Here is a 19,554-nt window from a genome sequence, read left to right as displayed (position 1 = left end):
ATGAAGGCACCGGATGATCCATTGCAGGGGGGCATGGCGGTGCGTGGCCCAACCGCACCCGTGCCGCTCATGTCCCAGTTGCGCACGGCCCTTATCGCGGCAGCGCTGGTGACCATTGGCCCTGTCTCGCTCACCATGTACACGCCGGCCATGCCCACTCTGGTGGAGGCATTCGGCACCACGGAAACGCAGGTGAAGGCGACCCTGACGGTCTTCTTCTTCGGCTTCGCATTTTCCCAGCTCGTCTGCGGCCCCCTTTCCGATGCTTTCGGGCGGCGGCCTGTGGCGCTGGGCTTTTTCGGCGCCTATCTGGCCGGCAGCGTGGTGACGGTGATGGCCACCTCCATGGAGGTGCTGATTGCCGGCCGCCTGTTGCAGGGTATCGGCTGTGCCGCCGGCATCGCCATTTCCCGCGCCATCGTGCGAGACCAGTATGTGGGGCAGGCCTCGGCCCGGATCATGAATCTGGTGGGCACCATGCTGGCCATCGCCCCGGCCATTTCCCCCACACTGGGCGGGGTGGTGCTGGAGCTGGCCAACTGGCATGGCATCTTTGTCATCATGTGCCTGTATGGCCTGCTGCTCGTGGTGATGCTCATCTGGTTCGTGCCGGAAACGAACCGCACGCGAAACCGCGCGCTGGTCAGCCCTGCCGGCATCATGCACAGCTATGGGTCGCTGCTGGGCAGCCGTGTCTTCATGCGGGCGGGGCTGGTGATCGGCGCGGTTCTCGGGGGCATGTACACGCTGGCCGCGCTGCTCTCTTTCGTGCTGATCGATACGGTGGGGCTCACCCCGGTCGAGTTCGGCATGGCCATGCTGGTCCAGACAGGGGCCTTCATCATGGGCACGCTGGTGATGGGCCGCCTGCTCCGCCGCATGAGCGCCACCAGCCTGATCGTCCCGGGCCTGGTTCTGGTGATGCTCAGCGCGGCGGGGCTTGCCATTGGCCTGCGCGTTTTCACGCCTTCCGTGCTGACGGTGATGGGGCCGATTGCGCTCTGGGCGGTGGGCGTGGCGATGATCATGCCCGGCTGCACGACAGCGGCTTTGTCGGGCTTTCCCCATATTGCCGGGGCGGCCTCCGCGCTCACCGGCTTTCTGCAGATTGGCGGGGGCATGTGCGGCACTCTGGTGGCGCTGCTGTTTCCCTCGCCGCTCGCGGCCCTGATGACGCTGATCCCCGCCATGGGTGTGCTGTCGGTGATCGCGCATGTGCTGCTGCGGCCGCGGACAGGCACGGCTCCGGTGACGGTTGTGCCCGATGATGAGGCACTGGATGCAACCAATATCGAACTGGCTGTCGATCCGCTCGGCGTGGTGGGGGCCTCCGGTGATGAGATCGAGGCCAGAACCCTGCAACAGAAGAGGTAATTCAGGGGGTTGGACTGTCATCGGAGCGTCGGCATGCATCCTTATGGTGCCGCCAGACCGAAGCGGAGGATTCGCCCGCTTTCGAGAGGCTGCCGTGTGATGATCAGAAAAACTTCCATCCTGTTCCTGTGCCGAGACAATGCCGGCATCAGCCTGATGGCGGAGGCGCTGGCCATTCACCTTCACAACCGTCTTCACAAGCATGTGCGGGCCTTCAGCGCGGCTGTCGGCCCCACGGCCCCGGTGGATGAGGCCGCCCTGGCCTGCCTGCAGGAAGCGGGCGTGCCCACAGACGGGCTCTCTTCCAAGCCTGTGGAGCTGTTCGCCCTTTCCGGGGCGCCGAGGGTGGATGTGGTGGTGCCGTTGCAGGCGGATGTCCACCATGCGGTGGGCGCCCTGCCATGGCTGCATCTGCTGCCCCTGCGTGCGCGGATCTTCGAGGATATCGGCCGGCGCGGGGATGCCCATGCCCGGCGGGTGGCCTATCGCGATCTTCTGCCTGCCCTGCGTCAGGTGGTGCTGGACATCATGGAAATGGAAGCGCCGGGCATGGTGCGGTCTGCGGCATGAAATGACCGTATCGCTTGTGTTTCAGGCGGGGGTGCGGTTTCATGACACCGAATGCTGCGAGATGATGAAAGGGGTGCTGCATGTCCTCCGATATGGAGAAAACCTCTCCGGCCGGCTCCACGCAGGCTCTGGCGGGTGCAGTGGCGGCCCCCGTTCCCGCAACCGGTGCTGATGCGGCAAGCCCTCTGGCCGAGGCATTGCGACAGGCCCTTGCACGGGTGGATGAGGCCGTCGGCGCGCCCGAAACGGCCGAAATGGTGCATGGCGCGCGCAAGGCCATCAAGGAATATCGCGGCCTGTTGCGGCTGATTCCCGGAAGGGTTGCAGCCACGGCCCGCCGGGAAGCGGCGGCAACGGCGCGGGAGCTGGCCCATGCGCGTGACCGGGCCACCGCGCTGGAAGCGCTCGACATGCTGCGTCAGGCCGGGCTTGCGCGGGAGGATGATCTTGAGGCCGCACGCTCTGTCATCGGCCAGGATCAGGCGGATGAGCGCGAGGGGGAAAGCCTGCGCCGGGTCTTGCTCCAGTTTCTGAAGGATACCCATGCCGCGATGGATAGCCGGCTGGTGGCGCAGGCCAATGCGGCCGATCTGGTGGAAGGGCTGCGCCGGGGGTATCGCGCCGCGCGCAAGGCGGACTTCTCCTCTCCCGAAGCCATGCACGAAGTGCGCAAGACGGTTGTCACGCACCGCTACCAGATGAGTTTTCTGGCCGACTGGTTCAAGGGAAAGTGCGAGAAGCGCGCCGCCCGCACCCAGCGCCTGCGGGATGTTCTGGGGGCGTATCAGGATATTGAAACCCTGCGCCCGCTGCTGCATGCCAACAGCGCGGAATTGCGGGATGGATGTCTGTCCCGGCTGGACAGGGCGATGACACGCCTCCAGAAGCGCCTCTCCAAAGAGGCGCGCAAGCGCCACAGGGCGCTGTTTCACCGCTCCTCGAAAGACTTTGCCCGCAAGCTGGGCAAGCTTGATGCGCCGGTCCGCCCTCTGGCGCCACGCACGGCCAAAAGCTGGAAGGTCATTTCCGCTGACGGGGTCGAGGACTAGGGAGCACACTCTCGCAATCCGGCATCTGGATACCGGGAACCTGAGGGCGGGGAGATGTTTCCATCTCCCCGCCGGCCTATTTCAGGCGGGTCCGGTCGATCCAGTTGGCGAACTTGTCTGCAACGGTTTTCAGGAAATCGCGGGTGCGCTCGTCCGTCACCCTGCCATTCTCGTCCAGTGCATCGGCAATCTTGGAGAGATAGGCTTCCGGCTGCTGCATCAGCGGCATGTTGAGGAAGACCAGAGACTGGCGCAGATGATGGTTCGCGCCAAAGCCGCCCAGTGTCCCGGGAGAAACGCTGACGATTGCGGCCGGCTTTTCATTCCAGACGCTGTGGCCATAGGGGCGGGAGCCGACATCAATCGCATTCTTCAGGACAGCCGGAAGGGAGCGATTATATTCCGGGGTAACGAACAGCACGGCCTGTGTGCCGGAAACAGCCTTGCGAAAACGCTGCCATGCCTCCGGGGGCGTGTCTGTCTCCAGATCCTCATTGTAAAGAGGCAGGTCGCCGATCTCGATGATCTCCAGATCCAGACGGGGGGCGGCCAGGGCCCTGAGCTCCAGGGCGACGGAGCGGCTGAACGAGCCCTTGCGCAAACTTCCAACGATAACAGCAACATGGGTGGACATGGTCTATCCCTCCGGTCGTGATTGGCCGCAGAGCGTCCAATCAGATGGAGCGGCACTGTCTGCCCGTCCGATGGCGCATTCATGGCATCAGCGCCGGATCGGGAGCCGCTCGTCGCCTTGGCCCCGGATTGTGCGCCGTTCAGATGGCGTGGCGGTTGGCCGAGGGGCCAAAATGTTCGACATAGCGCGCGCTCAGCGCGGAAACGGGCAGGATGACCAGCACATCCGTGGTGCCGAACTGGTGGTCCACAACCGCGCCCTCGCCCACAAAGCCGCCAAGCCGCAGATAGCCCTTGACCATGGGGGGCAGGGCCTGAAAGGCAGCCTTGAGGGAAATCTCCTCCTTCGGCATGCGGTTCATGTCCACATACCGGCTTTCCAGCGCACGGGCCCGCCACTCCTGCGGGGCCAGTGCATTGTGATGCAGGAAGGAGAGGGGCAGGGCCAGCTCGTCCGGGTCTGTCCCCTCCAGGCTGGCGCAGCCGAACATGGCGTCGATCTTGTTGCGCAGGATATAGGTCCACACCCCGTGCCAGAGCAGCTCCACCGTGCGCTTGTTGCGATAGGGCTTCAGGACGCAGGAGCGCCCGAGTTCCAGAAACCGCAGGCCGGGATGGGTGCGGATGATGCTGTCCACATCAAACTCGCTCTGCGTGTAGAAACCGCCATGGCGCACGGCCACATCCTGCCGCAGCAGGCGATAGGTGCCCACCACTTTCGGCTTGCGGCGGCCCAGAACGACCTTGCCGGCATCATGGTCGAGAACGAGAATGTGGTCGCAAATGGTGTCGAAGGCATCCACATCGCGCCGGGCGAGACGGGTTCCGGCATCCGGGATGGCCGACATTTCCTCATAGAAGACTTCATAGCGCAGGCGCTGCGCCTGTCTCACCTCACGCGCGGTGCGCGCCAGCCGCACTTCCAGCGGGCCAAGACGGCCCAGCACCAGAGGCTCATAATGGGGCGGCAGCGCCTCGCGATGGCGAATGCCGGAATAGGCGCGCAGATCCCGCACCAGATTGCGCGGCGGCACATTCCTGTCCAGAACCGGCGCAGAGGCATCCTGCCGGGCCAGCGTCCCGCGCATGACATCCAGACCACGCCCCATCAGGGCGGGCAGGTCCAGTGCGGATGGCTGACTCATGATGCGCTTCATGTAACGACCCCCCAGTCGCCCGTACAAACGACCATTGCCACGTTTTGCGTCATGCGGCAGACATGTGAAGACGACGACCCTTCACCGGACATTAACGTCACATTCACCATAGTTTTCATACGTCATTGTGACAATCCTCGTCAGGGCTCCTGTGTCATCATGGTTGACGGGCGCGCTGGTGAGCGGACGAAAACGCATTTCAGGCGTCTGGTGGTCTGGCCAGGCGCAGTGTGTATGGCGGCGGTGCGGAACCGTCGTTCAGCCTGGGGGAATGAGACCGATGAGAAAAACGCGCACGCTTGCAGTCACCGCACTTGCCGGCCTCCTTCTGGGGGCAAGCCCGCTGATGGCGCAGCCGGCGGTCACGCCCGCCGAGACCGATGTGGTGGAGTTTCCGGGCCGCGGCGCGGTGGAGGTTCTGAGCTACCCCGCCAAGTTCGTCTCCGCGGATGTGGTGACTCGCCATGCCATTTTTGAAGGGGCCAATGGCAAGCGCTGGTCGGTGGTGATTCCCGCAGGCGTTGCGGATCTGAGCGCCCTGAAGAATGGAGAGAATGTCACCGTGCGCGTTCTGCCGGCGGTGGTGACGGCGCTGGGCAAGGCCCATCAGGGTACGCCCGGAGAAATCATCGAGCAGGTGGCCGTGAATGAGGGATTGCCGGGCCTGCCGGAGGGATATGGGCTGGTGAGCGTGACCATGACCACCATTTTCGTGGGTGTGGACAAGGCTGCCGGCACCGTGACCTTCGAGGGGCTGGGCGGAAAGGTGCACACCGTGCGCGCATTCGACGAGAAGGTGCTGGAAGACCTGCAGAAGGTGGAGCCGGGCGATCTCTCGCAGATCTCCTATCTTGAGGGCATTTCTCTCACCACACCCTGAGGGCGGATCACGGTCTGTCAAACGTGCGGGGCTGCGGGAAGATGGGCTTTGCCAGAAAAGGCATGTGCGTCTCCGCGTCCCCGCAAGACATTCCGCCAGCCTGTGGCAGGTGATGTGCTGGCCATTCCATGAGAGCCGTCCCATTCCGCATGTATGGGGCGGCTTTTGCATTTCCGCACATAGTGTCTCAGGCGGCTGAACGCGCCCGGTCCGCGCTGGCGCGATAAGCGAGTGCCTCGGCCAGATGCTGGCGCGAAATGGTTTCCGCTCCTGCCAGATCTGCCAGTGTGCGTGCCACTTTCAGCACGCGATGATAGCCTCGGGCGGTCAGCTGCATGGCCTGTGCCGCATCGCGCAGCAGGGCCGTTCCGCCTGCATCCGGCTGGGCGACGCGTTCGAGAAGCGGGCCTGAAGCTTCCGCATTGGTGCGGATATCCGGCCGCCCGAGCGCGGCATAGCGTTCGGCCTGAAGGGTGCGTGCTGCCGCGACACGGGCCGCCACCTCCTGCGAGCCTTCGGCGGGCGCCGGCAGCACCAGATCCGCGGCGCTGACAGCCGGGACGGACAAATGCATGTCGATCCGGTCCAGAAACGGGCCGGAGAGGCGCGCCTGATAATCATCCGCGCAACGCGGCCCGCGCTTGCAGGTAAAGCCGGGCTCCCCCGCCCGTCCGCACCGGCAAGGGTTCATCGCCGCCACCAGCTGGAAACGGGCGGGATAGCTGACGCGGTGGTTGGCGCGGGCGATCAGGACCTCTCCGGTTTCAAGCGGCTGGCGCAGCGAATCCAGCACCTGAGGCGAAAATTCGGGCAGCTCATCCAGAAACAGAACGCCATGATGGGCGAGAGACACCTCTCCGGGTCTGGCACGCGCACCTCCGCCCACCATGGCCGCCATGCTGGCGGAATGGTGCGGGGCGCGGAATGGGCGGGTGCTCACCAGCGCGCCATCCTCTATCGCCCCCGCGACCGAGGCAACCATGGAAACCGAGAGCATTTCCTCTGGCGCAAGAGGCGGAAGAATGGAGGGCAGGCGCTGTGCCAGCATGGATTTGCCCGCGCCGGGCGGCCCGACGAAAAGCAAATTGTGCGCGCCTGCGGCAGCCACCTCCAGCGCCCGCTTGGCGGTTTCCTGCCCCCTCACGTCGCGCAGGTCCAGCAGCGTCTTTCCCTGTGCCTGAACACGCGGGCTGGGCCGGGAAAGAGGCTGGCGGCCGGTGAGGTGGTTGGCCAGTTCCATCAGTGAGGCTGGCGCAAGAATATCCATATCCGGGCTGGCCCACGCCGCTTCCGCCCCGCACCCCTGCGGGCAGATGAGGCCATGGCCGCGCGCATTCGCGCCAATGGCGGCCGGCAGTGCGCCGGAAACGGGCGCCAGCGTGCCATCCAGCGCCAGTTCACCCAGAACCGTATATCCAGCCAGCGCCTCGGAGGGGATCGCCTCAATGGCGGCCATCAGGCCGAGAGCGATGGGCAGATCATAATGGGAACCTTCCTTGGGCAGGTCGGCAGGGGCCAGATTGATGGTGATGCGCCGTGCCGGCAAAGCCAGGCCAGAGGCTGAAAGTGCCGCGCGCACCCTTTCCTTTGCCTCTGTCACTGCCTTGTCCGGCAGGCCGACAATGGCAAAGGCCGGCAGGCCGGATGCGACATGCACCTGCACATCCACGGGGCGCGCCTCGACCCCTTCAAAAGCAACCGTCGCCACCCGCTGGATCACATCCAACCCCGAATCTCATATCTCCCGCAAAGCTAGCGCCGGGGTTGTGGTGGCGCAAGAACGGAATGAGAACTTTTTCAGTTGCGCGCCTCAAACACGCGGCCTAGAAAGAGGGAGCATTGAAGCCTTGACAGGAACCTGCCCGTGTCCGTGCCGTCCTCATCTTCCGGTTCCGAGAGTTTTCAGCAGCTTGTCGCGGATCAGTTCGGGCCGCAGGCGCAGGCTTATGTGGCCAGTGCCGTGCATGCGCAAGGGGCGGATCTGGAAGATCTGGCCGATCGGGCCCGGCAGGCGCGGCCCGGCCGTGTGCTGGATCTGGGCTGTGGCGGCGGGCATGTGAGTTTCACGCTCGCGCCTTTTGCCGGTGAGGTTGTTGCATTTGACCTGTCGCAGGACATGCTGGGCGCTGTTGCGCATGAAGCGGCGCGGCGGGGCCTGCACGCCATTTCCACCCGGCAGGGCGTGGCGGAAAAGCTGCCCTTTGAGGATGGCGCGTTCGATTGGGTGGTCTCACGCTATAGCGCGCACCACTGGCAGGATCTTGCGGCAGGATTGCGGGAGGCCCGCCGTGTGCTGAAGCCGGGCGGCACGGCGATCTTCATCGATGTGATGGCCCCGGAATGGGCGGCGGCGGATACCTTCCTTCAGGCTGTGGAACTGCTGCGCGATCCCTCGCACGGGCGTGATTACAGCCGCGCCGAATGGCTGGCGCAGGCAACTGCATCGGGCTTTGGGGTGGAGGCGGAAAAGGCCCGTCGCCTGCGGCTGGAATTTGCGTCATGGGTGGCGCGCATCCGCACCCCGCAACTGCATGTGGAGGCCATCCGCGCATTGCAGAAAATCGCCAGCACGGAAGTGGCCCGCCATTTCGAGATCGAGCCGGATGGAACCTTTACCTTTGATACGCTGACTCTGGTGCTGCGCGCCGCCTGAACCGGCGCGGAAAGGCCGGAAAAACCGCACATTTCAGGAGCGCAGGGGGCGTTCCTGAAACAGGATGGCAGGACTGCGGCAAGGCCCTATTTCTTTTCCAGCAGCAACTGGCCTTCCTTCTCGATCCGCCCGGCAGCCTTGCGCGCCAGCAGATTGAGGAACATGGGCAGTTCAACGCTGAGATGGATCTTCTCTTCCGTCACATCCAGCGTTCCTGTCGCGGTCTTGCCCAGAGCGAGGATGCGGAACTCCAGATGTGAATCCGTCCACTGCTCCTCGGCAATGGTGATGTGGCCGGAAAAGCGGCTGCGCACCGTGCCCAGGCCGGACTGGATGCGCCGTGTTGCCTCTTCCTTGCCGAGGCGATGGGAGATGGAGATGGTGAAAGGCTTGGCCATGCTATGCCTCGACGGATGAAAGTCTGAAGCGGGAACGGCACGGGCGCCGGCCCGAAGGAACAGGAAACCGGAAGCAGGCGGGGCAGTAATGCCCCTCAACCGGGGGCGTCCTGAAGATGCGGACACTGCCTGCCCCTGAGCCTTCCGGCCGATTCCTGCCGGGAGGATGCCAGAAAGCGGCGGGAAGATTGAGGGTTTTGCCTCACATCCTGCTGCGTCCTGTTGAAGCGCATCCCGGTTGCAGCCATTAGACCGCCGGCGCACCTGCCTGATGTGCCGGCCCTGTGTTTCAGGCCGGCGCGAACCGGAGGGATGGATGCGGCTCAATCGCGCTCGGAAGAGGTGATCTGGCCGTTGCGGGGGTCTATCCGGGCTTCGATGCGCTGACCGTCACGGCTTGTCAGGTCCGCTTCATAGCGGTCCAGTTTCATTTCAAGCTTGCGCACCTCATAGCCCTGGGCCTCAAGCTGTACCGCAATCTGCGGCAGGGTCTTCCATTGCGGATCATCCGCCACACTGGAAGCGCCCCTGTTGCGGAGATTTTGCAGCTCGCCGGTCACAGGGTCGATATCGGCCTTCACCAGATTGCCGTTGCGGTCGATCATCTCGGCTTCATAGCTATGACGCTCGCGGTCCAGTTCCAGCACGCGATAGCCGTTTTCCGCCAGATGGGTGGCGATGGCGGAAAGGGATTTCCAGCTGCCGCGCGGAGCCGTCTGGCCCGGCTGCTCGGCCATGGCCGCGCCGGGCAGGGTGGCGGCGGAAAGGGCAAGAACCAGAGGAAGGGCCAGCGGACGCAGAAAGGTGGGGGACAGACGCGGGAACATGGCTTGGCTCCTGAAAGGTTTGTCGTGCCGGCCTTGTCCGCCGCCACGACAGCAGATGCTGGGATGTTCGCGCATCACGCGCGCCGCTTCTCCTCGATCCTGTCCCATATCTGTGCGGCGATATCAGGGCCGCCAAGGCGCTTGATGGCGCGCAGGCCGGTGGGGGATGTGACATTGATTTCCGTGAGATAGCCGTCGATCACATCAATGCCGACAAAGATCTGTCCCATCCGGCGCAAGGCGGGGCCGATGCGGGCGCAGATCTCCTTCTCCCGGTCGGTCAGATCGGTGGGGTGGGCGGCACCGCCGCGCACCATGTTGGAGCGCAGATCGCCCTCGCCGGGAACGCGGTTGACCGCGCCCGCCGCCTCGCCATCCACCAGAATGATGCGCTTGTCGCCATTCTTCACCTGCGGCAGAAAGCGCTGCACCACCCACTGTTCGCGGAAGGTGGTGGCGAACAGGTCATAGAGCGAGCCGAAATTCAGGTCATCCGCCGTGAGGCGGAAGACCGCCGCGCCGCCATTGCCATAAAGCGGCTTCATCACCACATCGCCGAACTCGGCGCGGAACGCCTTGATCTCCTCCAGATCGCGGGTGATGAGGGTGGGCGGCATCAGGTCCGGAAATTCGGTGACGAAGATCTTTTCCGGCGCATTGCGCACATGGGCGGGGTCATTCACCACCAGTGTCCGGGGGTGGATGCGCTCCAGCAGATGGGTGGCGGTGATATAGGCAAGGTCGAAGGGCGGATCCTGGCGCATCAGCACCACATCAAGTCCGGTCATCTCGATCCGGCGCTTTTCGCCGAGGGTGAAATGCGCCCCGGCCTCATCGCGCACCACAAGCGGCTCGACGGTGGCGAACACCTTGCCATCGCGCATGGCGAGGCGGTCCGGCGTATAGTGGAAAAGCGTGTGGCCGCGCGCCTGCGCTTCCAGCAGCAGGGCAAAGGTCGAGTCGCCGGCAATGTTGATGGCGGCGATATGGTCCATCTGGACAGCAACCTGAAGGCTCATGGGGCTTGTCTCTCCGATGCCCGTTTCAGCGTTTCCGCGCCGGGAAGGGCTGTGTTTGGGATATGTTGCCTCAGCCCTCGCACTCAAATGCGCCGGGCAGATGTTCCCCGCTCCCGTCACGCGCCAGCACGATGGCATCGAAGCGCATGTCGAGGGTGTCGGGCAGGGGGGTGCTGGCCAGATAGGCCTGCGCCGCGGCCACGATGCGCTGGCGCTGGCGAAGGGAGAGGGATTCGGCCGCGTGCGCGAGCGTGTCGCGCAGCTTCACCTCACAGAAGATGAGCAGGCTTTCGCGCCGGGCAATGAGATCGATCTCCCCTGCCGGAGTACGCAGGCGACGGGCAAGAATGGTGAAGCCCTGTGCCTCCAGCATCATCGCCGCGCGCTCTTCCCCCGCAACGCCGCGCCTGTGGGCCGCGCGCCGTTTCAGTGTGAGGGCGGAAGGCGCGGGGCTTTCAGTCATCGTCGGATTCAGCGGTTTCGGCTTCCGCAGGGGGCCGCGCGGTTGTGCGCCCCTCGCTGAGGGCCAGCGCGCGGGCATAGACCTCGCGCTTTGTGCGGCCTGTAAGGGCGGTTACGGTTGCCACGGCATCCTTGAGGGAGGATTGCGCCAGGGCCCGGGCCAGCGCGGCATCCACATCCGCATCCCCGGCGGCTTCCTCCAGCGGCGGGCCGATGACGAGAACAATCTCGCCCTTGGGGGACTGGCCCTCATAGCTGGCGGCCAGCGCATCCAGCGTGCCGCGGCGGACATCCTCAAAAGCCTTGGTCAGCTCCCGGCAGACAGCGGCGGGGCGGGGGCCGAGCGTCCGGGCGAGATCGGCAAGGCTTTCGGCGAGGCGCGGGCCGCTTTCATAAAAGACCAGCGTGGCCGGCACATTGGCCAGCGCCGTCACACGGTTGCGCCGCTGCCCCGCCTTCGGGGGCAGGAAGCCATCGAAGAGGAAGCAGTCTGTCGGCAGGCCCGCTGCCACCAGCGCGGCCAGCAGGGCGGAGGCGCCGGGAAGGGGAGTGACCTTGTGCCCGGCCTCGGCGGCTTCCACCACCAGCTTGTAGCCGGGGTCTGATACCAGCGGCGTGCCGGCATCGGAGATCAGGGCGATCCTGTCTCCGGCGGCAAGGCGGGCCAGCAGGCGCGGGCGGGCGCTGGCGCCATTATGGTCGTGATAGGGCACGAGTGGCGTGGAGATGCCATAGCGCTCCAGCAGCCGGCGGGAGATGCGCGTGTCCTCGCAGGCAATCACATCCGCCCCGGCCAGTGTTTCCAGCGCGCGGAGGGTGATGTCGCCCAGATTGCCGATGGGTGTCGCCACCACATGCAGCCCGGCGGCAAGCCTTGGGGCTTTCACCCGCGTGCCGGCGAGGAGGAAGCTGTTTCGTGTTTCATCTCCGGCGGGGGGCGCGGAAACAGGGGTGGGCGCGAGCGTGCTCATGGGGGCAGCATAATCCGGCAAGGAGGAAAATGGGAACGGCCATCCGCGCATGGCTGGGGATAGTCCATGTGGCCAGCTTCATATCCGCGCCTCTTGCGGTGCGCCGGGCACCAGGCCGGGCATCCGGTCCCGCTCCTCCTTCAGAATCCGGATGAGGCGGGCGGCAAGAATCCCCGGCGGGCGGCCCGCCGGGCGCACCAGAACCGTCTCGATCGGCAGGCATGGCCGGAGGGGGCGCAGGACGATGGGCAGATGTGGCAGGTCACGGGCGGGAACGGGATCGACAATGGCAATGCCCAGTCCTTCCGCCACAAGGCCGCAGCGCGCGGCCGTATATTGCGCCATCAGATGGAAGCGGGGCCTGAGGCCGGCGCGTGCAAACATGTCTTCTATGGTCTGCTGGAAGATGCCGGGCGCTCCGGCGATCAATGCCTCGCCAGCCAGATCGGCAAGGCTGATCGTGCGCTTGCGGGCCAGAACATGTCCTTTCGGCAGGGCGCAGACGGCATGAACCATCAGGAAGGTCTCGCTTTCCACGCCCTCATGCCCCTGTCGCGGGCGGCCAAGGCCGATATCGCACTGGCCGGATGCGGCCCATGCCCAGATGGTGTCCGGCGCGGGGACATGGAGCGCGATGCGCACGGCGCCGGCATCCGCATTCAGGCGCTGTATGGCGCGCGGAACAAGGCGTGAGGCGAGCGCCGGCTGGCAGGCAATGCGCAGCATGCCGGTGCCCTGCTCCCGCAGTTGTCGGGCCACCTGTTGCAAATGTTCAAGCCCGGCATAGCTGCGCTCCACCTCGCGCAGAAAGATCTCGCCTTCCTCTGTCGGCGTGGCGCTGCCATGGCCGCGCACGAACAGGGCAAAGCCGAGCTCCGTCTCCAGCTGCGCCATGGCCCGGCTGATATGCGGCTGGCCGATGTCGAGCACGGCGGCGGCGCGGCTCATGCCGCCATGGCGCACCACAGCGCGGAACAGGTCGAGATGGCCGGGATTCATCATGCCTTTTCTGCATCGAAATGGAACTTTCGGTCATTTGACGGCATGGGGATGCCGGCGTCAAATCCGCTGAAAGATGTGAAGTGGATTGAGGACCCGATGCTGCAGCTTCTGCTTTTCCCCCTGCTCGCCGTTGCGGCGGGCGCCAGCGTGGCGTTCCAGCAGGTTCTGAACACGAATCTGCGCACGGCCCTGAGCTCGGCGGCATGGTCCGGGGTGACGAGTTATGCTGTCGGGCTTGCCAGCATGCTGGTGCTGACGCTGGTGCTGCGTGATCCGCTCCCGCAGGCGGCGCTGGCGGCGCGCGTGCCATGGTGGGGCTATAGCGGCGGGTTCTTCGGGGCCCTGTTCGTCGCGGTGGCGATCCTGCTGGTGCCGAAGCTGGGGGCAGCGACCTTCATCGTTCTGCTGGTGAGCGGGCAGATGCTCGCCTCGGTCCTGTTCGACCATTTCGGCATCATGGGCCTGCCCGAACGGCCGATAGACCTTGCGCGCGCCGCGGGCCTTGTGATGCTGGTCGGCGGATGCATCCTCATCCGGCATTAGGATGGGGTGCGCAGGAGAGGAAAAGCCGGCAGGGCGGGCCTGCCGGCACAGGGCTCAGCGCCCGTCAACACCATCGCGGATGGCGCGCAGGCGGGGATAGAGATCCGGAAAGGCATCCTTCTGGGTGATGGCGACCATGCGCACATGCCCTGTCTGGCCAAAGCGGATCCACTGCACCACCTTCACCGGTTCGCCGGTCTTTTCATCAATGGCATTGGCCATGATCTCAAAGCCGTTCATCCGGCCGATGCGCAGCGGCTCGGCCCGCTCCAGCTTCATGTCACGCAGGCCGCTGAGGGTGGAGAGCGCGCGGATGGCAAACTGGCGGCGCTCATCCTCGCGCGGGGCGCCGGGCGCGACAGTGATGACCATATAGGGCTGCTCGGCCCCCTGGATCACATTCTTCGGTCCATCGGTCAGGATGGCGGTGTTGCCCGCCAGCGTGCGCACCACGCGGAAGCCGGCGAGATCATTGAGCGCGAAGGGCAAAGCGGCCACCTGATCCTGCGGTGAGCGGAAGGACAGGGTGGACAGGGCCTCGCGGACCTCCTTGTCCGTCAGCTCTGCCTCCGCGCCTTCCGCCGCCTGCACCGTCACCAGTGATGTGAGCGTATCGGTGCCCACAAGCAGGATCCACTTGCGCACGCTCAGCGGCCCCACGGTCTGCGTGCCGGTGACAAGGAACGCCTTGGCATCCTTGATCTCGAAAGGCGCGCGGCTTTCAACCTTGATGCCCTTGGAGGCCAGGGCCTCATTGGTGAAACCGTCCTCGATCTGCGGATAGGCTTCCGGGGGCAGGTCCACGATGAGGATGGAGGCCCGGCGCTTCTCATCCTCAAACCCGCTGAACTGGGTGCTTTCCACCATGCCCTCGGGCGGGTTCAGGCCGATGACTGATCCGCGGGGGAACTTGAGATCCTGCGCGCCGGCAAAGGCGGTGGAAAACAGCAGAGCAGCACCGAAGGCAAGGCCGGCAAGGCCAGAACGGGCAAAACCTGAAGGCATGGAATACTCCGGTTGGAAACGGGAACGGGCCGGAACCCGCAGAATACGGCATCATAATACTGAAAACACGCCTGATGCATCAGGCATGAGTATGGCCTGCTCGTGATTTCAGGCCACATTGACGCGCCGCAGGGTGAGATTGAAACGTCCCCCCTCCGAAAGAAGGGTGGATGATCCGGGAATGATCCGGTCCACACCATGAAAGGCGAGGCGGCTTTCACCACCGAGCACGAAAATATCTCCCGATTCAAGGCGAATGGTGCGGCTGGGGGAACGCCTTTCCGTTCCGCCCAGACGGAACAGCGCAATATCGCCCAGCGAAATGGACAGGACGGGAGCGGTCAGGTCATTCTCATCGCGGTCCTGATGCAGGCTCATGCGGGCATCGGCGCTGTAGTGATTGATAAGGCAGGCTTCCGGCGGCACGGATTGTGGCGCTTCAAGGCCGCTGAAGCGGTTCCACAGATCGAGGATAACCGGCGGCATGGGAGGCCATGGCGCGCGCGTCTGCGGGTGGAAGGACTGGTAGCGATAGCCATCGGCATCCGAAACCCAGCCCAGCGGCCCGCAATTGCTCATGCGCACGGAGAGGGGCTTGCCGGTACGGGGCATGGTGGGCTGGAACAGGGGCGCCTGCGCCAGAACCTGCCGGATCACGCTCACCAGCTCTTCCTGCGCGGACCGCTCCAGCGCATTGCGGAACCACAGGGCGCCGGGGGCCAGTTCCATGGGGCGGTTCCTCATCGTGCTCGGCTTGTACGTGCCATTGACATGCTCATCCACATCTTCAGCTTATGGGCCATATCGTCTCCCGGTTGAAGCGGCCAGCCTGGGCCGGGGGCCGCAGGCCACACGGTCTTGCCCGAAAATCCGGCGCTTTTGCGCGCTCATCTTTCCTGTTCCTGTTCAGAACTGGGTATGGATCTCATGGGCGCAAGACAGATCAGGGGAAAAATGGTCTAAACTTCCCTCAGGAAAGCAAGAGACGGGGAACATGCGATGGCCCAGCACGGCAAATTCTACTGGAATGAACTTCTGACCGACGATGTGGAAAAGGCACTGGCCTTCTATGGGGAAACGCTGGGCTGGACCTTTCAGGAAATGCCGATGGAAGGCGAGGAGGGGTCCTATTTTGTCGCCATGGTGGAAGATGAGCCGGTCGCCGGGCTGATGGACAAGACCGGCATGGTGCCGCCCACCGTGCCGCCGCACTGGTTCGCATATATCAATGTCGACAATCTGGATGAGCGGCTTGCCCGGCTGGAGGCCTCCGGCGGCCAGATTCTGCGCGAGGCCTTCGATGTGCCCGGCCTTGGCCGCATCGCCATCGTGGCGGATGCCACCGGCGCACCCATGGGCTGGATGACCGCCGAAGAGGAATGATCCCCACGGAGGGATGCAGGAAGGGCGGGGTGAACCCGCCCTTTTCTTTGGGAACGCCTCCATTTTTGCAAATGATTATCAATAGCAATTTTGTTGACGGCATCTTCCGTAGATTGGTATGCAACTCATGTGCATTCTCAATTCATGGAGATTCCCATGCTCGCCAATCCGGAATGGAAGCCCGCCTCTGCACGGGAGCAAGACCGGTCCATCGCCGATGAGAACTGGTGGAAGGCCCTGACGGAGAAGGCCAATGCAGCCTATGCCCAGGGTGATCGTTTCAGTGCCCGCCTTTTCTATGGAGAGGCGCTGCTCACCGCCGGCGGGCTGTTCCAGTCAGCTCTGGAGGGGCGCCATGAGGGGCAGGTTCCGGTGGCGATGATCTATGTCATCTCCTGCCATAATCTGGCGGAGCTGGAATTGCAGTGCGGCAATGGCCCGGCCGCAAGGGTTCATTTCTGCCGGGCGTGCGAGCGCTTGATCGAAGGGGCGGGCAATGCCCATGCCCCTGTTGCCGTGCGGGCCGGCTGCATGCAGCATCTCAAGCCGGCTCTGGCCAGCCTTGTCAGCCATTACCAGTCCTGCGGGGAGCCGGAGGGAACGGTGACCGATCTGCTGAATGCGGCACGAAAGGCCGTGATGAGCGCCTTCCATGCCGTGCGCCATGCAGATCTCGCCCGCCGGGCCTGCGGCCATTGCAGGATTGCCCTGAACTGACAGGCGCGGATACCGGCATCACGCCCGGGCGAAAGAGGGGATGCAGGATCCCTCCCGCCGATGAGCGTGAGCGGTGCTCTCAGGCCAGGATGTCCGCGGCGCGCATGCGGTGCACGCCGGCTTTTTCCATCTGGTCCCATGCGCGGGCCAGCGAGCCGTCAATATCCAGCCCGCGGCACCCATCCTCGATGACATGGGTGGTGAAGCCGTGCCGCACCGCATCCAGAGCCGACCAGAGAATGCAGAAATCGGTCGCCAGCCCGACAAGATAGACATGGCTGATCCCCCGCTCGCGCAGATAGCCGGCAAGGCCGGTGGGGGTGCTGCGATCGGCCTCGAAGAAGGCGGAATAGCTGTCGATACCGCGATGGAAACCCTTGCGCAGGGTGAGCTGGGCATGGGGGATCTCAAGGCGCGAGGCCAGCCGGGCACCGGTTGAATCCTGCACGCAATGGTCCGGCCAGAGGACCTGCTCGCCATAGGGCAGGGCAATGGTCTCGAAAGGGGCCTTGCCGGGATGGCTGGAGGCGAAGGAGACATGGCCGGCCGGGTGCCAGTCCTGCGTCAGCACCACCGTGTTGAAGCGGGTGGCGACATGGTTCGCCACGCCGACGATCTCATCCCCGCCCGGCACGGCCAGCGCGCCGCCGGGCAGAAAATCCACCTGAATGTCCACCACGAGAAGGACGGAACGGTTCTGATCGGGCGCATGCGCCGCGGCTCCGGAGGAGGAAGAAGGGGCCATGGCACATGTCTCCGCGTTGTTTTTACAGGAAAACAGGGGTGTTCTACAGGAAAACAGCGTTGCGGCAAGCCATGACGCCTTGCAGCGCCAGATTGCCCCCCCTATATGCGCCTCGATCGCTGTTGAGGCAGCGAACCCCAATTTTTGGCAAGGGGGCCGACAGACTGTGTCAGGTGGGGCCTGGGACAGTCTTTCACACGGGTGCTGAATGGCCCGGTCGGTCTGCCGGCAAGGAGAAGCAAATGGCCAAGATCATCGGTATCGACCTCGGCACCACCAATAGCTGCGTTGCGGTGATGGAGGGGACCACCCCGAAAGTCATCGAGAATTCGGAAGGCGCGCGCACCACGCCGTCCATCGTCGCCTTCACGGAAGATGGCGAGCGTCTGGTGGGCCAGCCCGCCAAGCGGCAGAGCGTGACCAATCCCGAGCGCACCATCTTTGCGGTGAAGCGCCTGATCGGTCGTCGCTTTGATGACCCGACGGTGGCGAAGGACAAGGATCTGGTGCCCTACCACATCGTGCGCGCCGACAATGGCGATGCCTGGGTGGATGTGGATGGCAAGAAGTATTCGCCTTCGCAGATTTCCGCCTTCACGCTCCAGAAGATGAAGGAGACGGCCGAGTCGTTCCTCGGCGAGAAGGTCGAGAAGGCCGTCATCACGGTTCCCGCCTACTTCAATGACGCCCAGCGCCAGGCCACCAAGGATGCCGGCCGCATCGCCGGCCTTGAGGTGCTGCGCATCATCAACGAGCCGACGGCAGCCGCTCTCGCCTATGGTCTCGACAAGAAGTCCGCCGGCACCATTGCCGTGTATGACCTTGGCGGCGGCACCTTCGACGTGTCCATCCTCGAGATCGGTGATGGCGTGTTCGAGGTGAAGTCCACCAATGGCGACACCTTCCTCGGCGGTGAAGACTTCGACATGCGCCTCGTCTCCTATCTGGCGGACGAGTTCAAGAAGGAGCAGGGCATCGACCTGCGCGGCGACAAGCTCGCCCTGCAGCGCCTGAAGGAAGCGGCCGAAAAGGCCAAGATCGAGCTGTCCTCCGCGGCACAGACCGAGATCAACCTGCCGTTCATCACGGCGGACGCTTCCGGCCCGAAGCACCTGACCATGAAGCTGACCCGCGCCAAGTTCGAGGCGCTGGTGGATGATCTGGTCCAGCGCACTGTCGAGCCGTGCAAGAAGGCCCTCAAGGATGCCGGCCTCACCGCCGGGCAGATCGACGAGGTTGTTCTCGTCGGCGGCATGACCCGCATGCCCAAGGTGCAGGAAGTGGTGAAGCAGTTCTTCGGCAAGGAGCCCCACAAGGGCGTCAACCCGGATGAAGTGGTTGCCATCGGCGCGGCGGTGCAGGCCGGCGTGCTCCAGGGCGACGTGAAGGACGTTCTGCTGCTCGACGTGACCCCGCTTTCGCTGGGCATCGAGACGCTGGGTGGCGTGTTCACCCGCCTGATCGATCGCAACACCACCATTCCGACCAAGAAGAGCCAGGTGTTCTCCACGGCGGAAGACGGGCAGACGGCGGTGACCATCCGCGTCTTCCAGGGTGAGCGCGAAATGGCGGCGGACAACAAGATCCTCGGCCAGTTCGATCTCGTCGGCATTCCGCCGGCCCCGCGCGGCGTGCCGCAGGTGGAGGTGACCTTCGACATCGACGCCAACGGCATCGTGCAGGTTTCCGCCAAGGACAAGGGCACCGGCAAGGAACAGCAGATCCGTATCCAGGCTTCTGGCGGTCTGTCCGACTCCGACATCGAGAAAATGGTGAAGGACGCCGAGGCCCATGCCGAGGACGACAAGAAGCGCAAGGCCGCGGTGGAAGCCAAGAACCACGCCGAAGCCCTGATCCACTCCACGGAGAAGGCTCTCTCCGAGCATGGTGACAAGGTCGGTGCGGCTGAGAAGTCCGCCATCGAAACCGCCATCACCGAGCTGAAGAGCGTCCTTGAAGGGGATGATGCCGCGGCGATCGAGGCGAAGTCCCAGGCGCTGGCTCAGGCCTCGCTCAAGCTGGGTGAAGCCATGTATGCGGCCCAGCAGGGCGGCGATGCCCCCGAGGACGCCGGCAAGAAGGCCGATGACGATGTGGTGGACGCCGAGTTCACCGAGGTGGACGACGACAAGAAGAAGTCCTCCTGATCCCATCGCCTCAGGGCGT

Annotated in this window: 21 protein-coding genes; 9 read left to right on the top strand and 12 right to left on the bottom strand. The window is 64.5% G+C overall.

Translation table 11 applies throughout. The features are described from left to right. From ACT6QG_RS13205 to ACT6QG_RS13195, 3 genes are all read left to right on the top strand, one after another. Window positions 1-1,374 carry a multidrug effflux MFS transporter gene (locus tag ACT6QG_RS13205; RefSeq protein WP_444978032.1) on the top strand — a complete coding sequence of 458 codons (1,374 nt, stop codon included), beginning with the start codon at window positions 1-3 and terminating at the stop codon, window positions 1,372-1,374. A gap of 99 nt (window positions 1,375-1,473) precedes the next feature. After that, on the top strand, window positions 1,474-1,944 hold the full coding sequence (locus ACT6QG_RS13200; protein ID WP_444978031.1) for an arsenate-mycothiol transferase ArsC: 471 nt from the start codon (window positions 1,474-1,476) through the stop codon (window positions 1,942-1,944). Between the two features lie 80 nt (window positions 1,945-2,024). Beyond that, window positions 2,025-2,993 (top strand): CHAD domain-containing protein, encoded by a 969-nt coding sequence (locus ACT6QG_RS13195; protein ID WP_444978030.1) that lies wholly within the window; start codon window positions 2,025-2,027, stop codon window positions 2,991-2,993. 76 nt (window positions 2,994-3,069) lie between these two features. Here the strand turns inward: ACT6QG_RS13195 and ACT6QG_RS13190 are convergent, their stop codons facing one another. Together ACT6QG_RS13190 and olsB are read right to left on the bottom strand one after the other, a co-directional pair. Continuing rightward, window positions 3,070-3,627, bottom strand: a complete 558-nt coding sequence (locus ACT6QG_RS13190; protein WP_444978029.1) for an NADPH-dependent FMN reductase — start codon at window positions 3,625-3,627, stop codon at window positions 3,070-3,072. A gap of 139 nt (window positions 3,628-3,766) precedes the next feature. Beyond that, window positions 3,767-4,771 carry a l-ornithine N(alpha)-acyltransferase gene (gene olsB, locus ACT6QG_RS13185; protein ID WP_444978028.1) on the bottom strand — a complete coding sequence of 335 codons (1,005 nt, stop codon included), beginning with the start codon at window positions 4,769-4,771 and terminating at the stop codon, window positions 3,767-3,769. 292 nt (window positions 4,772-5,063) lie between these two features. On the opposite strand from olsB, the gene ACT6QG_RS13180 reads away from it, so the two are divergent. Beyond that, window positions 5,064-5,663 carry a hypothetical protein gene (locus ACT6QG_RS13180; RefSeq protein ID WP_444978027.1) on the top strand — a complete coding sequence of 200 codons (600 nt, stop codon included), beginning with the start codon at window positions 5,064-5,066 and terminating at the stop codon, window positions 5,661-5,663. 187 nt (window positions 5,664-5,850) lie between these two features. Here ACT6QG_RS13180 and ACT6QG_RS13175 read toward each other — a convergent pair whose 3' ends face one another. Further along, a complete protein-coding gene (locus ACT6QG_RS13175) occupies window positions 5,851-7,383 on the bottom strand; it encodes a YifB family Mg chelatase-like AAA ATPase (RefSeq protein ID WP_444978287.1) in 1,533 nt (510 codons plus the stop codon). 144 nt (window positions 7,384-7,527) lie between these two features. Here ACT6QG_RS13175 and ACT6QG_RS13170 point away from each other — a divergent pair, with 144 nt between their 5' ends. Next, on the top strand, window positions 7,528-8,316 hold the full coding sequence (locus ACT6QG_RS13170) for a class I SAM-dependent methyltransferase (protein ID WP_444978026.1): 789 nt from the start codon (window positions 7,528-7,530) through the stop codon (window positions 8,314-8,316). A gap of 86 nt (window positions 8,317-8,402) precedes the next feature. Here the strand turns inward: ACT6QG_RS13170 and ACT6QG_RS13165 are convergent, their stop codons facing one another. The 6 genes from ACT6QG_RS13165 to ACT6QG_RS13140 form a co-directional block, all read right to left on the bottom strand. Then, complete coding sequence (locus ACT6QG_RS13165) at window positions 8,403-8,714, bottom strand: polyhydroxyalkanoic acid system family protein (protein WP_444978025.1); 312 nt, start codon at window positions 8,712-8,714, stop codon at window positions 8,403-8,405. 323 nt (window positions 8,715-9,037) lie between these two features. Beyond that, window positions 9,038-9,541 (bottom strand): PepSY domain-containing protein, encoded by a 504-nt coding sequence (locus ACT6QG_RS13160; RefSeq protein ID WP_444978024.1) that lies wholly within the window; start codon window positions 9,539-9,541, stop codon window positions 9,038-9,040. A gap of 74 nt (window positions 9,542-9,615) precedes the next feature. After that, window positions 9,616-10,560: a glutathione synthase gene (gene gshB / locus ACT6QG_RS13155; protein WP_444978023.1), complete on the bottom strand. Its 945-nt coding sequence runs from the start codon at window positions 10,558-10,560 to the stop codon at window positions 9,616-9,618. Window positions 10,561-10,630: 70 nt separating this feature from the next. Further along, window positions 10,631-11,023, bottom strand: coding sequence for a YraN family protein (locus ACT6QG_RS13150; protein ID WP_444978022.1), 393 nt, complete (start codon window positions 11,021-11,023; stop codon window positions 10,631-10,633). After that, complete coding sequence (gene rsmI / locus ACT6QG_RS13145) at window positions 11,016-11,993, bottom strand: 16S rRNA (cytidine(1402)-2'-O)-methyltransferase (RefSeq protein WP_444978021.1); 978 nt, start codon at window positions 11,991-11,993, stop codon at window positions 11,016-11,018. The genes ACT6QG_RS13150 and rsmI overlap by 8 nt, the downstream gene beginning before the upstream one ends. 78 nt (window positions 11,994-12,071) lie before the next feature. Further along, window positions 12,072-12,995, bottom strand: coding sequence for a LysR family transcriptional regulator (locus tag ACT6QG_RS13140; RefSeq protein ID WP_444978020.1), 924 nt, complete (start codon window positions 12,993-12,995; stop codon window positions 12,072-12,074). 96 nt (window positions 12,996-13,091) lie between these two features. Between ACT6QG_RS13140 and ACT6QG_RS13135 the strand changes: the two genes are divergently transcribed. Next, window positions 13,092-13,538, top strand: coding sequence for a DMT family transporter (locus ACT6QG_RS13135; RefSeq protein ID WP_444978019.1), 447 nt, complete (start codon window positions 13,092-13,094; stop codon window positions 13,536-13,538). 54 nt (window positions 13,539-13,592) lie between these two features. Here the strand turns inward: ACT6QG_RS13135 and ACT6QG_RS13130 are convergent, their stop codons facing one another. Then, window positions 13,593-14,543: a hypothetical protein gene (locus ACT6QG_RS13130; protein WP_444978018.1), complete on the bottom strand. Its 951-nt coding sequence runs from the start codon at window positions 14,541-14,543 to the stop codon at window positions 13,593-13,595. Between the two features lie 108 nt (window positions 14,544-14,651). After that, the gene (locus tag ACT6QG_RS13125) at window positions 14,652-15,272 is read right to left on the bottom strand and encodes an alpha-ketoglutarate-dependent dioxygenase AlkB (protein WP_444978017.1); all 621 of its coding nucleotides are present in this window, start codon (window positions 15,270-15,272) and stop codon (window positions 14,652-14,654) included. 270 nt (window positions 15,273-15,542) lie between these two features. Here ACT6QG_RS13125 and ACT6QG_RS13120 point away from each other — a divergent pair, with 270 nt between their 5' ends. Together ACT6QG_RS13120 and ACT6QG_RS13115 are read left to right on the top strand one after the other, a co-directional pair. After that, on the top strand, window positions 15,543-15,926 hold the full coding sequence (locus ACT6QG_RS13120) for a VOC family protein (protein ID WP_444978016.1): 384 nt from the start codon (window positions 15,543-15,545) through the stop codon (window positions 15,924-15,926). Window positions 15,927-16,082: 156 nt separating this feature from the next. Continuing rightward, complete coding sequence (locus ACT6QG_RS13115) at window positions 16,083-16,643, top strand: DUF2753 family protein (RefSeq protein WP_444978015.1); 561 nt, start codon at window positions 16,083-16,085, stop codon at window positions 16,641-16,643. 79 nt (window positions 16,644-16,722) lie between these two features. Here the strand turns inward: ACT6QG_RS13115 and pncA are convergent, their stop codons facing one another. Beyond that, window positions 16,723-17,388, bottom strand: coding sequence for a bifunctional nicotinamidase/pyrazinamidase (pncA, locus tag ACT6QG_RS13110; RefSeq protein ID WP_444978014.1), 666 nt, complete (start codon window positions 17,386-17,388; stop codon window positions 16,723-16,725). Between the two features lie 5 nt (window positions 17,389-17,393). On the opposite strand from pncA, the gene dnaK reads away from it, so the two are divergent. Then, the gene (gene dnaK / locus ACT6QG_RS13105) at window positions 17,394-19,535 is read left to right on the top strand and encodes a molecular chaperone DnaK (protein ID WP_444978013.1); all 2,142 of its coding nucleotides are present in this window, start codon (window positions 17,394-17,396) and stop codon (window positions 19,533-19,535) included. Window positions 19,536-19,554: the final 19 nt, after the last annotated feature.

This window comes from Haloleucobacter ellipsoideus (genome assembly GCF_052491725.1).
The sequence above is the reverse complement of the archived record's forward strand: the minus strand, read 5'-3'. Positions and strand labels throughout refer to the sequence as shown.